The 14,680-nt window shown below is 61.8% G+C and carries 16 protein-coding genes and 1 tRNA gene; 7 read left to right on the forward strand and 10 right to left on the reverse strand.

Annotated features, from left to right (window positions below; all coding sequences use genetic code 11):
• Positions 1-23 precede the first annotated feature (23 nt).
• The 4 genes from SynA1562_RS03095 to SynA1562_RS03110 are packed head-to-tail and all read left to right on the forward strand — an operon-like array spanning position 24 to position 3,149.
• A complete protein-coding gene (locus SynA1562_RS03095; protein ID WP_186494708.1) occupies positions 24-1,037 on the forward strand; it encodes an ATP-binding cassette domain-containing protein in 1,014 nt (337 codons plus the stop codon).
• A 9-nt stretch (positions 1,038-1,046) separates the two neighbouring features.
• Positions 1,047-1,901: an ABC transporter permease gene (locus SynA1562_RS03100; protein WP_186494709.1), complete on the forward strand. Its 855-nt coding sequence runs from the start codon at positions 1,047-1,049 to the stop codon at positions 1,899-1,901.
• Between the two features lie 4 nt (positions 1,902-1,905).
• The gene (locus SynA1562_RS03105) at positions 1,906-2,454 is read left to right on the forward strand and encodes a hypothetical protein (protein WP_186494710.1); all 549 of its coding nucleotides are present in this window, start codon (positions 1,906-1,908) and stop codon (positions 2,452-2,454) included.
• Between the two features lie 5 nt (positions 2,455-2,459).
• Complete coding sequence (locus tag SynA1562_RS03110) at positions 2,460-3,149, forward strand: N-acetylmannosamine-6-phosphate 2-epimerase (protein ID WP_186494711.1); 690 nt, start codon at positions 2,460-2,462, stop codon at positions 3,147-3,149.
• On the opposite strand, the gene groL is transcribed toward SynA1562_RS03110, so the two are convergent.
• Positions 3,150-4,829 carry a chaperonin GroEL gene (groL, locus tag SynA1562_RS03115; protein WP_186494712.1) on the reverse strand — a complete coding sequence of 560 codons (1,680 nt, stop codon included), beginning with the start codon at positions 4,827-4,829 and terminating at the stop codon, positions 3,150-3,152.
• A 131-nt stretch (positions 4,830-4,960) separates the two neighbouring features.
• On the opposite strand from groL, the gene SynA1562_RS03120 reads away from it, so the two are divergent.
• Complete coding sequence (locus SynA1562_RS03120; protein ID WP_006850012.1) at positions 4,961-5,137, forward strand: hypothetical protein; 177 nt, start codon at positions 4,961-4,963, stop codon at positions 5,135-5,137.
• Between the two features lie 9 nt (positions 5,138-5,146).
• Here SynA1562_RS03120 and fabG read toward each other — a convergent pair whose 3' ends face one another.
• The 3 genes from fabG to SynA1562_RS03135 are packed head-to-tail and all read right to left on the reverse strand — an operon-like array spanning position 5,147 to position 7,847.
• Positions 5,147-5,899, reverse strand: coding sequence for a 3-oxoacyl-[acyl-carrier-protein] reductase (gene fabG, locus SynA1562_RS03125; protein ID WP_186494713.1), 753 nt, complete (start codon positions 5,897-5,899; stop codon positions 5,147-5,149).
• A 47-nt stretch (positions 5,900-5,946) separates the two neighbouring features.
• Entirely contained in the window at positions 5,947-7,002 is a 1,056-nt protein-coding gene (locus SynA1562_RS03130) for a TrkA family potassium uptake protein (protein WP_186494714.1), read from the reverse strand.
• A gap of 11 nt (positions 7,003-7,013) precedes the next feature.
• Entirely contained in the window at positions 7,014-7,847 is an 834-nt protein-coding gene (locus tag SynA1562_RS03135; protein WP_186494715.1) for a glycosyltransferase family 9 protein, read from the reverse strand.
• 72 nt (positions 7,848-7,919) lie between these two features.
• On the opposite strand from SynA1562_RS03135, the gene ispD reads away from it, so the two are divergent.
• A complete protein-coding gene (ispD, locus tag SynA1562_RS03140; RefSeq protein WP_186495273.1) occupies positions 7,920-8,600 on the forward strand; it encodes a 2-C-methyl-D-erythritol 4-phosphate cytidylyltransferase in 681 nt (226 codons plus the stop codon).
• On the opposite strand, the gene SynA1562_RS03145 is transcribed toward ispD, so the two are convergent.
• On the reverse strand, positions 8,584-9,468 hold the full coding sequence (locus SynA1562_RS03145; RefSeq protein ID WP_186494716.1) for an LD-carboxypeptidase: 885 nt from the start codon (positions 9,466-9,468) through the stop codon (positions 8,584-8,586). The two genes, ispD and SynA1562_RS03145, sit on opposite strands and share 17 nt — an antisense overlap.
• Entirely contained in the window at positions 9,468-10,361 is an 894-nt protein-coding gene (locus tag SynA1562_RS03150; protein WP_255445702.1) for a 4-hydroxybenzoate polyprenyltransferase, read from the reverse strand. Before SynA1562_RS03150 ends, SynA1562_RS03145 begins: the two co-directional genes overlap by 1 nt.
• 87 nt (positions 10,362-10,448) lie before the next feature.
• Between SynA1562_RS03150 and SynA1562_RS03155 the strand changes: the two genes are divergently transcribed.
• Complete coding sequence (locus SynA1562_RS03155) at positions 10,449-12,086, forward strand: Ppx/GppA phosphatase family protein (protein WP_186495274.1); 1,638 nt, start codon at positions 10,449-10,451, stop codon at positions 12,084-12,086.
• Here the strand turns inward: SynA1562_RS03155 and SynA1562_RS03160 are convergent.
• The 4 genes from SynA1562_RS03160 to lgt all read right to left on the reverse strand — a co-directional run bounded on the left by SynA1562_RS03160 (position 12,070) and on the right by lgt (position 14,680).
• Positions 12,070-12,846, reverse strand: a complete 777-nt coding sequence (locus tag SynA1562_RS03160) for a RodZ family helix-turn-helix domain-containing protein (protein ID WP_186494718.1) — start codon at positions 12,844-12,846, stop codon at positions 12,070-12,072. The two genes, SynA1562_RS03155 and SynA1562_RS03160, sit on opposite strands and share 17 nt — an antisense overlap.
• Positions 12,847-12,946: 100 nt before the next feature.
• A tRNA-Val gene (locus SynA1562_RS03165) sits at positions 12,947-13,018 on the reverse strand.
• Between the two features lie 25 nt (positions 13,019-13,043).
• The gene (gene cobM, locus SynA1562_RS03170; protein WP_186494719.1) at positions 13,044-13,805 is read right to left on the reverse strand and encodes a precorrin-4 C(11)-methyltransferase; all 762 of its coding nucleotides are present in this window, start codon (positions 13,803-13,805) and stop codon (positions 13,044-13,046) included.
• Complete coding sequence (gene lgt, locus SynA1562_RS03175; protein WP_255445704.1) at positions 13,802-14,680, reverse strand: prolipoprotein diacylglyceryl transferase; 879 nt, start codon at positions 14,678-14,680, stop codon at positions 13,802-13,804. The genes cobM and lgt overlap by 4 nt, the downstream gene beginning before the upstream one ends.

Genomic DNA, 14,680 nt, shown 5'->3' on the forward strand with positions numbered 1-14,680 from the left:
GAGCAAGTCCCTGACGGTGCCTGATGGCGTTGATTGAACTGCGGAAGATCTCCAAGGCATACGGCGCGGTACCGGCCCTGCGTGAGCTTGATCTCACCGTTCCGGAAGGGTGCCTTTACGGGCTTCTTGGACCGAATGGTGCCGGCAAAACAACGGCTATGCGCATCCTGGCCACCCTGCTCGCCCCCGATAGCGGCTCAGTTGTCGTTGGCGGTGTTGACGGTCTGGCCCAGCCACGAGACGTGCGCCAGCTCATGGGCTATGTGGCCCAGGAGGTGGCCATCGACAAGATCCTGAGTGGCCGGGAACTGCTGCAATTGCAAGGTGATCTTTATCACTTGCCGCGGAATGATCGCGATAGCCGCATCGCTGATCTGATTGATCGCCTCGCCATGGCCGACTGGATTGATCGCCGCTGCGGCACCTACTCCGGTGGCATGAGGCGGCGTCTGGATCTAGCCGCCGGACTGCTGCACCGCCCCCGGTTGCTCGTGCTCGATGAACCCACGGTGGGGCTGGATATCGAGAGCCGCAGTGCCATCTGGCAGCTGCTGCGTCAGCTGGTTGAAGAGGGCACCACTGTTCTGCTGAGCAGTCACTACCTCGAAGAGGTGGAGGCTCTTGCGGATCAGATGGCGATCATTGATGCCGGTCGTGTGATTGCCGAAGGCAGCCCCGACCAGCTCAAACAACGGCTTGGGGGTGATCGCGTGACTCTGCGAATCCGAGAGTTCAGCAATGCCGATGAGGCGACCCAGGTGCGTGCCCTTCTCGAACCCTTGGATGGGGTGCGTCAGGTGGTGGTGAACCGCTCCCAGGGGTTTTCTCTCAACCTGGTGATTGAGGGTGGGGCCGTGATCGATCAGCTGCGTCAGACCCTCGAGGCTGCAGGTTTGCCTGTGTTTGCCCTGGCCCAGAGTCGTCCCAGCCTGGATGATGTCTACCTTCAAGCCACAGGACGCACCCTGATGGACGCTGAACTAGCCATCGCAGGCCAGCGCGACGTCAAACAGGAAAAGCGTCAATCCATGCGTTGAGTGCCAACGATGACTTCCCCAACAGCATCTGTTGCCCTTCAGCAGCAGCAATCCGGAGCCCTCGCCGAGCTCAGCCAGGAAACGTTGGCCCTCACCCGGCGCTTGTTTCTTCAGTTGATGCGACGCCCCTCAACCTTGATCGCCGGGGTTCTGCAACCCCTGATCTGGTTGATTCTTTTTGGTGCACTGTTCGCCAATGCCCCTGAGGGTCTGTTGCCAGGGGGCATGAGCTACGGACGTTTTCTTGGTGCCGGAGTGATTGTCTTCACGGCCTTCAGCGGTGCTTTGAATGCCGGCCTGCCGGTGATGTTTGACCGCGAATTCGGTTTCCTCAATCGGCTGCTGGTGGCACCGCTGCGAAGCCGCAGTTCCATCGTGCTGGCGTCGGTGATCTACATCACAGCGCTGAGCCTGTTGCAGAGTCTGGCGATCATGGGCACGGCAGCTCTGCTCGGTTACGGATGGCCCGGCATCAGCGGCTTGGCCCTGGTGCTGGTGACGTTGCTGCTGCTGGTTTTTGCTGTGACGGCCCTCAGCCTTGGACTGGCCTTCGCTTTACCGGGGCACATCGAGTTGATCGCTGTGATTTTCGTTGCCAACTTGCCGTTGCTGTTTGCCAGCACGGCCTTGGCCCCGCTGTCGTTCATGCCGACCTGGCTGGGCTGGCTTGCGGCCTTGAATCCCCTTACCTTCGCGATAGAACCCATTCGAGCGGCTTACCAGGGTCCATTGGATCTTTCGGCCGTTCTGCTGGAGGCCCCCTATGGGGATGTCACCGGCACCAGTTGCCTGCTGATCCTTCTGCTCCTCACCATCGGGCTGTTTCTTGCGATTCGGCCTCTGCTCAACCGCAAACTTTCCTGAATCCGTGCTTTCTTCTCCGTTCCAGCAGCCGTCACCCCGACAGAACGCTCTGGCTCTTCAGATCCAGGAGGCCAGAACCTCAGGTGATCAGGCTTTGCTGGCGGGTCTGATCAGTCAGTGGGTTCACCGTTACGGCTTTGAAGGAGCAGCTGAGCTTGATCTGAGCTTGCCGGAGCCTTCAGCTTCGAACCATGGGTTCAGTGCTGCGCCAATGCCTGTCATGGAGGAGGAGATTGCTCCTGAAGACGAGGTTTTGGTTGAGAACGAGGCCGTCGTTGAGGACGAGGTGGTTGCTGAGGACGAGGAGGTCGTCGAAGACGAGGAGCAGATTGCGGCTGAAGACGACCTGTTGATTGAGAGCGAGGTGATGGAGAACGGGGTGGTCGCTGAAGAAGAAACGATCGTCGAAAAGGACGAGATCGCAGCTGAAGAAACGCCGCTTCAACGCAGCTTCCCGACTGTTCCTGTGCCGGCCCCACCGATCAGCACGCCCCGTTCGCTGCGGCGTTGGCTTCCCCGCCGCGAAGATGACGCTTTCCCCAAGGCGTCCTGAACACCATGATTCCCAACCCTGAATCCCTGGATCAGGGGCTGATCGTTTCGGTGCAGGCCCCCCAGGGTTCGCCGATGCGCGATCCCGATGTGATCGCTGCCATGGCGGATGCCGCCCTGCGCAATGGGGCTGTGGGTGTGCGCTTGGAAAGCCCTGAACACATCGGGGCTGTGCGCCGGCGCTGTCCGGACGCCTTGATCATCGGCCTCTGGAAGTGCACGTTCCCGGACAGCTCGGTGTACATCACCCCGGGCTGGAAAGAAATTCAGGCTGTCTGGTCGGCGGGGGCCGATGTGATCGCGATCGATGCCACAGCCCGTCCGCGGCCTGCAGGGCAGCACCTGGCCGCGTTGATTCAGCGCAGCCGTGATGAGCTGAGGGCCCCGCTGATGGCGGATGTGGATTCGCTCGCGAATGGTGTGCGGGCAGCAGAACTGGGCTGTGATTGGGTTGGGACCACGCTGTACGGCTACACGGAAGACACGGCACAGCAGCGCCCCCCTGCGTTTGATCTGCTTCCCCAACTTCGCGATGAGCTTCCCCGCTCGGTTCGTCTGATCTGTGAGGGGGGAATCGCCTCTCCAACGGATGCACGGTTGGCATTACAGGCCGGAGCCGACACCGTTGTGGTGGGCACGGCGATCACCGGAGTGGATCTCCAGGTGACCGCCTATCGCCAGGGAATGATTAGCTGATCACATCATCCCGGGCATGCCCATGCCACCCATTCCGGGCATGCCCATGCCACCCATTCCGCCCATGCCACCCATGGGGTCTCCATCTCCGGCGGGAGCCGGTGCAGGGGGTTCCGGCTTGTCGGCAATTACAACTTCGGTGGTGATCAGGAGAGAAGCGATCGAAATTGAATCCTGCACTGCCAAGCGCACCACCTTGGCGGCATCAACGATGCCAGCTGCCATGAGGTCTTCGTAGGCACCACTGAGGGCATTGAATCCCTGGCCGCTGCTGCGCATGCCCGCAATTACAACGTCACCGTTCTGACCGGCATTGGTGGCGATCTGATGAATCGGCGCCGTCAGTGCCCGCTGCACGATCTCCACGCCGGTGCGCTGGTCGCCGTTCAGGGATGAAGCCAGGGCGTCCAGGCTGTCGGCGAGTTGCAGCAAGGTGCTGCCGCCTCCCGCAACAATGCCCTCCTCGACGGCGGCCCGGGTGGCATTCAGGGCGTCCTCGATCCGCAGTTTGCGGTTCTTCAGTTCCGTTTCCGTCGGTGCACCGACCTTGATCACAGCCACGCCGCCGGCCAGCTTGGCGATTCGCTCCTGGAGCTTTTCGCGGTCGTAGTCGGATTCAGTGGCCTCCAGTTCACGTCGAATCGCGCAGACGCGCTCGCTCACCGCCTGGCGATGGTCGTCGGTGGCGACGATCGTGGTGTTCTCCTTACTGATGGTGACGCGGCGTGCTTTGCCGAGATCCTCGAGGGTCACTTTGTCGAGGGTCATCGCCTTGTCTTCGCTGATCAGCGTTCCGCCCGTGAGGATGGCGATGTCGGCCAGGGCTGCCTTGCGACGTTCGCCAAAGGAGGGTGCGCGAACAGCGGCCACCTGCAGAACCCCACGGCTCTTGTTCATCACCAGGGTGGCCAGGGCCTCGCCTTCCACTTCTTCAGAAAGGATGAGCAGGGGAGAACCACTCTTCTGAACGGTTTCCAGCACGGGGACCAGATCGGTGATCGTGCTGATCTTGCGGTCCGTTAGCAGGATCAGAGGATTTTCGAATTCACAGACCTGACGGTCAGCATCCGTGACGAAGTAGGGGGAGCTGTAGCCCCGGTCGAAAGCCATGCCTTCGGTGATTTCCAGTTCCGTTGCCAGAGATTTCGATTCCTCAACTGTGATCACCCCATCGGTGCTCACCTTGTCCATCGCCTCCGCAATCATCCGACCGACTTCTTCATCACCCCCGGAGCTCACGGTGGCCACCTGACGAATGGCATCGCCGGCGACGGCCTGGCTCCGCTCGCTCAGGCCTGCCACGATCTGTGCAGCGGCCTTCTCCATGCCTCGGCGGAGTTCCACAGGACTCGCTCCAGCAGCGGTGTTGCGCAGACCTTCCCGCACCATGGCCTGAGCCAGAACGGTTGCCGTCGTGGTGCCGTCTCCGGCCTTGTCCTTGGTCTTCGAGGACACCTGCTGCATCAGCTTGGCGCCAAGGTTTTCGAACGGGTCGTCCAGTTCGATTTCACGGGCGATTGAGTCGCCGTCATTGACGATGTCGGGTGCGCCGAATTTCTTTTCGAGCACGACGTTGCGACCGCGCGGGCCGATCGTGACGCGCACCGCATCGGCGAGTGCATCTACACCCCGCTCGAGGGCGCTGCGGGATTCGTCAGAGAAGGAAAGGAGTTTGGACATAGTCGCGGGCACGCCGTTGGTCACTGTCCCACAGCGATGTGGTGCTCGTGGAGAGGTGATGTGGTGGGGAAAGCCGAATGGTTGGAGGCTGCCTGGATGCCGCCCCCAAATGAACTGATTAGGGTCCGGTCATGGGTGAATCCGGAGCACTTTTCTTTGTTCTGATGGCAGGCCTGGCCGGTTCGATGGCCTTGGTTTACGTGCCCCTGCGCATCTTTCTCACCGCCACTGCCCGCAGCCGTCGGTTACGCCTGCTCCAGCGCATCCGCCGCTTGCGGGATGAATTGGCGCAACCCCTTGATTCCTGATCCTGGGGCTCAGGCCATCACCATGCCGCCATCCACCTGCAGCACCTGGCCTGTGATGTAGGCCGCTGCCGGGTCGGCCGCAAGGAAGCGCACAGCGCCGGCCACCTGCTCCTGGGTGCCAAAGGTCCCCAGAGGGATGTCTTTGAGGATGGCCTCCGCATCGAGGTCCTTGGTCATGTCCGTGGCGATGAAACCCGGAGCCACAGCGTTCACGGTGATGCCACGGCTGGCAAGCTCTTTGGCGGTGCTGCGGGTGAGACCGATGACGCCGGCTTTGGCGGCGGCGTAGTTGGCCTGTCCTGCATTGCCCATCAGCCCCACGACAGAGGTGATGTTGATGATCCGACCACTCTTCTGCTTCAGCATCGGGCGTGCCACGGCTCGCGTGCAGAGGAACACTCCACTGAGGTTGAGGTCGATCACCGATTGCCAATCGTCGGTTTTCATCCGCATCAGCAGGCCGTCCCGCGTGATGCCGGCGTTGTTGACCAACACATCCAAACGGCCGCTGCGCTCAAGCACCGTCTTGATCAGGCCATCCACCTCGGTCTCGACCGAAACGTTGGCTTGCAGGGCGTAGGCCTTGCCCCCTGCCGTGGTGATGGCAGCGACCACTTCATCTGCTGCCGCGGCTGAACTGGAGTAGTTCACAACCACTTCTGCACCCGCTTCACCAAGGGCGAGAGCGATGGCACGGCCGATGCCACGCCCTCCTCCCGTCACCAGGGCGGTCTGTCCGGCAAGAGAAGCGCTGGGAGACATGAGGGCACCGTTGATCGCAGGATCGTACGGAGCCGTCGATATCCCGCTCAACCCGGCATGCTTTCAATCGTGTCGACGGCCTCCCCAAGCAACCTCTGAAAGGTGGTGAGTTGGGTCTTGCTTCCCAGCACGATCAGGAGCTGCCCCGCTGCCATCTGGGTGGCGCCGCCTGGATTGGCGATCAGCTTTCCGTTGTCCCTGATCGCCAGCACCATGGCTCCACTGCGACGGCCCAGCTCAAGTTCAGACAGGCTTTTCCCTTCGATCTCTTTGAGAAGCAGGGGGTTCTGACTCAGCTGGAATTCCTCGATTTCATAGTCGGAGCCCGCCAGCAGCTCCATGAAGTTGAGGGCCAGTGGTCGCAGCGCTGAAGCGGCCATCACCCGACCACCAGCTACATAGGGACTGACCACCACAGTGGCGCCGGCCAGCCGCAATTTGGACGCAGCCTCATCACTGTTGGCGCGTGCAATCAAGCGGCAATCCGGTCGCAGATCCTTGGCGCTGAGGATCACGTACAGATTGGAGGCATCGCTGGGTAGAGCTGCCACGAGGCTGCAGCAGCGTTCCAGACCTGCGTCCAGCAAGGTTTCATCGAGGGTTGCATCGGCCTGAAGCACCCAGAGGCCATTCTCGTCAGCCACGGCCTTTCGTTCTGGATCGGTTTCGATCACCACGAGTGGCACCGCGTCCCGTTGCAGTTGGGCTGCAATCTCCTGCCCGATCCGGCCGTAGCCGCAAAGAATCACGTGGTCGTGAAGGCCTTCCAGCATGCGGAGAAAGCGGAACTCCCGCAGTCTGCGGAAATATCCCGACTCCTTCAGCCCGAGAACGCGTTGGATGGCCAGTTGAACAACCACCAAGCCACCCACCACGATCAAGACGGTGACCAGGCGGCCTGGAGGTGAAAGCGGGGCGACTTCTCCAAAACCGATGGTGCTGATCGTGATCAGCACCATCCAGAGGCAATCGCCCCAGTCCCATCCCTCGGTGATCCGATAGCCGAGGGCACCCGCGAAGATCACAGCACTGAGGGCACTGATGGGCCCTCGCCATGGAGCCGTGATCAGCTTCAGCTGTCCCCTGGCTCGGCGCCGCCTCATCGGACGTCTCCTCAGAAACCGAGGGCCGTCAGCACATCACTGCTCTGCAGCGTGGCGAGCTCCTGCGAGCGGCCGAGGCAGCGGATCTCCTGGCGCTCCGGAAGGTCTTCGGCCTCGGCTCCGAGAGCAACCAGGGGGGTGCCGCAATAGGTCGCCAGGCGCTGGGACACCGGGCAGCTGCTGAGCACGACATCTGCATTGGCCACCAAGGCCGCCCGCTTGGTCAGGCTGAGCCCCGTTGGCAGCACCATGCTGCGCAGCGCTGGTAGGCGGCTTTTGATCGTCTCAGGCAGCTTGTGCCACTCCGCGGCAGGCCAGTCATCCCCCTGGCCGGATGGAGACAGCAGCAGCAGGGGGCCGTCACCGCTAGGCAGTGCTAGACGGGCTTCCTCAAGAGTCTCTGCCGCCAGGGGCAGGCGGAACTGATCGGCCTCGAGTTCAAGCCCCAGGGCCTGGAGAAAAGGGTTGAGACGCTGGGGCCTCCAGCCCGGGCCAAAGCTGACCTGGTCGGTGCAGGCAAATCCCTCAATGGCCAAGCGTTTGGGGATGTGGCTCATCGATAGCATCAGGTTCACCTGTTGCCCTTCAGCGAAGTTGATGCAGATCTGAAAGTCGGGTTCGCGCACGCAGCCGAGCAGGTTGGCCCAATCCGCAAGCGTGGGGTTGGCCTCGAAGCTGAATGGCACCAGCTTCTCCAGGCACGGCAGAAGCTTCCATGGGGCTGCCTGCTGGGGGTCACAGGCCACCTGCAGGGTGGCGTTGAGCTTCTGACAGATATCGGCCAGAGCCGGTAGGCGGTCCAGCTGGTCTTCGAGCGAACCCGGGCTCAGGGCAAGAACTCGCATGCAGCGCCGCCTTCCATGGTGCGAGCTGATTGTATGGAGGTCGTTTACGCCTGTCCGGGGCAGGAGTCGCTTGTGCATCTGTTGATTGCTGCGGCAGGAAGCGGTCGGCGCATGGGTGCGGATCGCAACAAGCTGCTGCTGCCGTTGGCTGGACGCCCCGTCATTGCCTGGACCATTGAGGCGGCCCTCCGGTCTGAGCGGATTGAATGGATCGGGATCGTCGGCCAGGAGGTTGATCGAGAGGCCATCCTTGCGGTGCTGGTTGAGCCCAGCAAGCCAGTGCAATGGATCCAGGGCGGCAGCACGCGGCAGGAGTCAGTTCTGTGTGGTCTGGCTGGGTTGCCGGAGCAGGCTCGCCACGTCTTAATTCATGACGGCGCCCGTTGTCTGGCTGAACCGGAATTGTTTGATCGCTGTGCAGCTGTGGTGGAGGACGGCACGGCGCTGATTGCTGCAACGCCGGTGAGCGACACGATCAAGCGTGTGGCATCCGACGGTGTGATTCGCGATACGCCGGATCGATCGGAGCTCTGGGCGGCGCAGACGCCGCAGGGCTTTGCTGTTGATCAGCTGCGTCGCGGCCACGCTGAGGCGGTTGCCCAGGGCTGGACGGTCACCGACGATGCGTCGTTGTATGAGCGTCTGGGTTGGCCTGTGCAGGTCTTGGATGCCGGCCCGGCCAACATCAAGGTCACCACACCGTTTGACCTCACCGTTGCGGAAGCGGTTCTCGCCCTCAGGTCAGCAGGCTGAGCTGGCCGTTCTGCCCGTCGAGGCGTGCCATCGCCCCCATGGGTAGGGCTGCGTTGCCGGATCGGTGACCAACGGGCAGGTCCATCACTCTGGGAATGCCGAGATCGGCCGTGCGTTCTTCAAGGACCTGCTCAAGCTTGAAGCATTCGGAGGCGTCTCTGGTTTCGTCGGCGCATCCCTCGAAATTGCCAAACGCCAGACCCGCCAACCCCTGCAAACTGCCATTCAGCCTCCATTGAGTGAGCATCCGATCAATGCGGTAGGGGGCTTCGCCCACGTCCTCCAGCACCAGAACGGCTCCTTTGAGGGGGGGCACGAAAGGGCTGCCCAACAGGTGGGTGGCCACGGTCAGATTGGCCACAAGCAGAGGACCGCTCCCCACACCGCCGCCGCCGCCACGACCTTGCAGGTCAGGGACGGCGTTGCCGAAGAGCAGGTTGCGCAAACGGTCACGGCTCCAATGCGGCTCCTCCGCAAGCGTTGTGAGCAAGGGGCCATGGATGCCCCCTGCAAACCCTGCTGCCTGGCGGGCCCAGAGCAGAGCTGTGACGTCGGAAAAGCCCAGCAGCCAGCCGCTCTGCCAGCGGATGGGCTGCTCCAGCAGCCGAGCAGCCCCCCATCCACCGCGGGCACAGGCCAGCAGCGCTGCGGGTTCGGCCGGATGCAGATCGGCATGACGCGCGTCATCGCCCCCTGCGAAGTAGCCCCAACGTCGGCTGGCCAAGGTCTGGGGTTGAACATCGAGGCCCCAGCTCTGGAGGACCGCAATGCCCTCCTGCAGCTTGATGTCGTCCTGCAGGGCTGAACTGGCGCCCACACAGGCCACACGGTCTCCAGTTTTGAGTGGTGGAGCCGGGGTGATCCGCATCAGGCTCCCCATCCCCTGGCCAGAACCAGGCCGAGCCAGAGCAGCGTTCCCGCCTGCACTTGCTGGGCAAAATGCTTGCCGTAGGTGCCCATGGGGGCACCCTTTTGGTTCAACGGGTTGCAGCTGAGCTGCATGAAGACGGTGGCAAGTAACCAGAGAGGCCAGAACGGAGCCGGGATCCCAGCCGACCAGGCCGCCATGGCAAGGGTGATGGCTGTCACGAGGTAGCAGCCCCGCACCACAGGCACCACACGGGGTCCGAGGCTCAGGGCGCTGCTGCGCAGGCCAAGGCTTGCATCGTCACGTCGGTCGGCCATGGCATAGACCGTGTCGAAGCCAAAAGTCCACACCACGGTTGCCAGCCAACTGCACACCAGGACAGGACTCCAGCTCAAGGAGGCCGTTGCAGCGGCCCATGGGATCAGCACTGCGAAACCCCAGCACAGCGCCAAGATCACTTGGGGGAAGGCGAACCACCGCTTTGCTGATGGATAGCCGAGGATCGGCAGCACGGCCGTGCAGGCCAAGGCGAGACAGAGCCTGAGGCTGTCGGCTGGAAGACTCAGCACGACAGCCAGGCTGAGGCCCAACAGGGTCAGCAGCAGAGCGAAGGCTGGGCCTCGCTGCAGAGCACCACGGGCCAGAGGCCGACGTTTTGTGCGTTCCACCTTGCCGTCGAAGCGCTGGTCCCAGAGGTCATTGGCGATGCAACCCGCACCGCTCACCGCCAGCCCCCCCAGCAGGATCTGCAGGATCAGCACGAGACTGGGGGGAGCGCTTGGATTCAGCCAGAGGGCCCAGCCTGCTGGGATCAGCAGGATCAGCCGGCCGGTGGGTTTGTTCCAGCGGAGCAGTTCGATCCAGGGCTGAAGACGGGCAGAGCTGCTGATCACAATCAACGGGATTTGAAGAACCCTAGTCAGGGTCTGATGGCCCCGGCCGTCAGTGGCAGAGTGGATTTCATTGCCGCTCTGACGTTGATGCTGGATGCCAAGGCCCCAGCCCAGCCAACGGAACAGAACAACGGTGTGCCTCAGGCAGTGAACGCTGATCTGCGTCGGATCGCCGCCATCGATATCGGGACCAATTCCTTTCACCTTCTGGTGGCAGCCGTTGATCCGAAGCTGCGCACGTTTCGGATCATCCAGGCCGAAAAGGCCACCACGCGTCTGGGGGAGCGTGATCCCGAGACCGGTGAGCTGACTGAGGCGGCGATGCAACGGGGGCTGGAAACCCTTCGCCAGTTCCGAGATCTCGCCGCCAGTCACCGGGTTGAGCAGATCGTCACAGCGGCGACGAGTGCCGTTCGAGAAGCACCCAATGGTCGCGATTTTCTCCAGACCATTCACGACGATCTGGGGATGGAGGTGGATTTGGTCAGCGGCCCCGAGGAGGCCCGGCTGATCTACTTGGGCGTCCTCTCAGGAATGCCGTTTGGAGATCGTCCGCATCTTCTGCTCGACATCGGCGGTGGCTCCACGGAACTGATCCTGGCCGATGGTCGTGATGCCCGCGCCCTGACGAGCACCCGTGTGGGGGCTGTGCGACTTCAGCGGGACTTTGTTCGGGATGATCCGATGCCCCCCCAACGGCGATCGTTTCTGCAGGCCTTCATTCAGGGGTCGCTTGAACCCGCGGTCGACAAAGTCCGTCGCAGGATTAAACCCGGTGAAACCCCAGTGTTGGTGGCCACCAGCGGCACGGCGATGGCCATTGGCTCCCTTGCGGCGAGTGAGGAGGAGCGCCCACCCCGCAAATTGCATGGCTACCGCGTCACTCGGCAGTGCCTGGACAAGGTGGTTGATCGTCTGATCACGATGACCCCTGCTCAGCGACGGGAGTTGGCGTCCATCAATGATCGTCGGGCCGAAATCATTGTTCCCGGCGCGCTGATCCTGCAAACCACCATGAAGATGCTGGGTGTGGAGGATTTCGTGCTCAGTGAGCGGGCGCTCAGGGAAGGTTTGATCGTTGATTGGATGCTTCGCCAGGGTCTTCTGGAAGACCGCTTCAGCTTTCAGAGCAGCATCAGGCAACGCACCGTGATCCATCAGGTGCAGCGCTTTGCGGTGAACCTGAGCAGGGCTGAACGGGTCGCCAGCCATGCCCTCAGCCTCTACGACGCCACGCGAGGCGTGATGCATGACGACAGTGGCGAAGGGCGCGAACTGCTTTGGGCTGCAGCCATGCTCCATTCCTGTGGCCAGCACATCAACATCAGCGCTTACCACAAGCACACCTGGTACTTGATTCGTCATGGTGAGCTGCTGGGTTATTCCGAGGCGGAGCATCTGATGGTGGCGGCGATTGCTCGCTATCACCGCCGCAGCCTGCCGAAGAAACGCCATGAGTCTTGGCAGCTTGTGGCCACCCGAGACAACCGACGTTGTGTTCAGCAGATGGCCCTGTTGCTGCGCTTGGCCGCGGCATTGGATCGCAGGCCTGAGCCGGTGATCTCAGCACTGCGCATTCACGCGGTGAAGGGAACTCTGGATCTGGAGATCGTGCCTGACCGGATCAATCAGAACGTCAGCCTTGAACAGTGGAGCTTGGAGAGCTGCGCTGAGGTGGTGAAAGAGGCGGTCGGGGTGGAGCTGCGCGTCAGCGTTCAGGGTTGAGGGGCATCCAGCGGATGTCATCGACAGCGCCCAGGGTTCGTGTCTCGGCGTTGGGTGAACTCAGCTGAACCAGATCAGGCCGGCCGGCGTAGATCTCCACCAGATCAGGATTCTCAATCCTGCGTTCGCCGTTCAGGAGTCCTTCGAATTCCACAATTCCCTCACGCCGCAGGGTGATCCAGCTGGGTTCGCTGCTGCTGATTGTGAGCCCCAGTTCTGCAGTCGGTGGCGCCGGAACGATGAGGGCATCGCGTTCATCTGAAACCTCGGCCACCTCGAGATCGGCTTCGCTTGGCTCAAGGGTTGGATTGGCAGGTCTCAAGCTCTGAGCGAAGCGTGTGAACTCGGAGGCGTTGCTCCACACAACAAACCCAAGCCCAGCAAGCCCGGCGAGGGCCACAAGGGGAAGCGGATTGACTGCTCTTTGGCGTTGCGGAGTGATGCCCCGCGTTGTGGCCTTGGGAGCTGGCCGTTTGGGCTGGTTGGTGTTGAGCGGGCCGAGGGCCTGAACCATGGCATCAGCATCCAAACCCAGGTGGGAGCTGAGCCGGCGCACCATGGCCTTGATGAACACGGGTTCAGGCAGTTCGGCTTGATCGCCGCGTTCCAGTGCTGCCAGTTGCTCTTCGCCCATGTGCATCTGGCTGGCGAGCTGGTTCTGGGTCAGGCCCGCCGCAGCTCGTGCTTCGGCCAATTGTCGCCCTGCTTCGACCAGCCCCGTGGCTTTGCCTTGGTCGTCCACAAGACTCGGCTCGTTCATCAATGGGTAGGTCGACCTAATTCAGGGCTGAACCTAAGCCCATTCCACAGTGCAGTCAGCACTTGGTGAACACCATGTGGCTAAGGGCCACCAAAAAACATGGGCGATACTGGATTCGAACCAGTGACCCCTTCCGTGTGAAGGAAGTGCGCTACCACTGTGCTAATCGCCCGCACAAGTCGATCCTAAACCACCGCCTATTGGGCCTTCGGACGGAAGAGATGGTCGTGGTCAGGCGAGTAAAGACGTGAACGCTGAGGACCACCGGCGAGGGCCGGACTCACCACGTAAAGCGTTGTTCGAATCAGATTGCGTTCCCGGCTAACAGCAGCCATCTCCCTGAGAGGGACCACTGTCAGCATCTGATCGGGCCAGCTCACCCGATGTCCGATGGCGACGGGCGTGTCGGCGGAGTAGTGCTGCAGAAGAGTGGTTTGCACCTCTTCAACGTGTCGTGCACTCAGATAGATGCAAAGGCTGGCGCGCAGGGCTGCCAGCCGATCCAGCTGTTCCCGTTCCGGAACGCCGGTGCGACCTCCAGCGCGACTGAGAACAATGGTCTGCACCACGCCTGGAAGGGTGAGTTCGCTGGCAAGTCCGGCGGCTGTCGCTTGGTAGGCGCTGATTCCAGGGATCACTTCCACAGGGATTTCGGCGTCACTCAAGGCGCAGATCTGCTCGTTGATGGCGCTGTAGAGAGCCGTGTCTCCGTCATGGAGCCGCACCACCCGTTTGCCCTGGCGCTGTCGATCGATCAGCAACGGGATTAGGTCTTCGAGCGTGGTCGTGCTGGTACGGATCCTTTCGCAAGAAGCCGGAGCCAGATCTGCGATAGCAGGACAGACCAGGGAATCCGTCCAGACCAGCACATCGGCCTTGTTCAGACGTTCAGCCGCGCGAAGGGTGAGCAGGTCTGGAGCACCCGGGCCTGCTCCGACGAAACTGACAACGTGACTCAACTGCGTTGGCCTGATGGATCAGGCAAGGGTTGCTTTCGTCCGTATAGCCACCAAAGCCCGATCATGCCCAGCGCCACCAAGGTGAAACTCATCAACTGGGCAATGCGGATTCCCCCATCGCATGCCGGTGGAAGCGATCCGATGCAGAGGGGATCAATGCGCAGACCTTCGATCCAGACGCGGCCGAGGCTGTACCCCACCAGATACACACAACTCATGGCCCCAGATGGGAGCATCCCAGGAGTCTTCAGTCCGCGGCGAAAGAGCAGGAGCAGAATTCCGAAGAGCAGCAGGTTCCAGATCGATTCGTAGAGGAACGTCGGGTGGAAGAACTCCGATGTGCCGTAGATCACCGGGCGGCTCTGCGCCGGGATGAACAGTTTCCACGGCAGATCGGTTGGAACCCCGAAGGCCTCTGAATTAAAGAAGTTCCCCCAGCGTCCGATGGCCTGCCCCAAGGCCACGGAAGGAACCAGAACATCCAGAACATCCCAGAAGGGTTGCCGGCGCCAGCGGCAGAACAGGATCAGCGTGAGTGTTCCCGCCAGCAGAGCACCGTGGATGGCAATCCCTCCTTCCCAGATGGCCAGGGCCTTGAGCGGGTGGGAGGCGTAGTTGTGCCATTCGAAGGCCACGTAGTAGATCCGTGCTCCGATGACGGCAAACAGAACGAGCAACGGCAGCAGGTCGCTGATCAGGCCGTTTTCCAGCTGTCGCAGCTTGGCCAGGCGGCTGGAGAGGTTTAGTCCAATCAACACGGCTGTTGCAATCAGCAGCCCGTACCAACGGAGAGGAAGAAACCAGTTTTCGGTATGAGGCAAAAATTCCCCTGGCGACTGGAAGGTCGCCAGGGGAAACAGGGCTTCAACAGCCAT

This window comes from Synechococcus sp. A15-62, assembly GCF_014280075.1.
In the GTDB taxonomy this organism is placed as follows: domain Bacteria; phylum Cyanobacteriota; class Cyanobacteriia; order PCC-6307; family Cyanobiaceae; genus Parasynechococcus.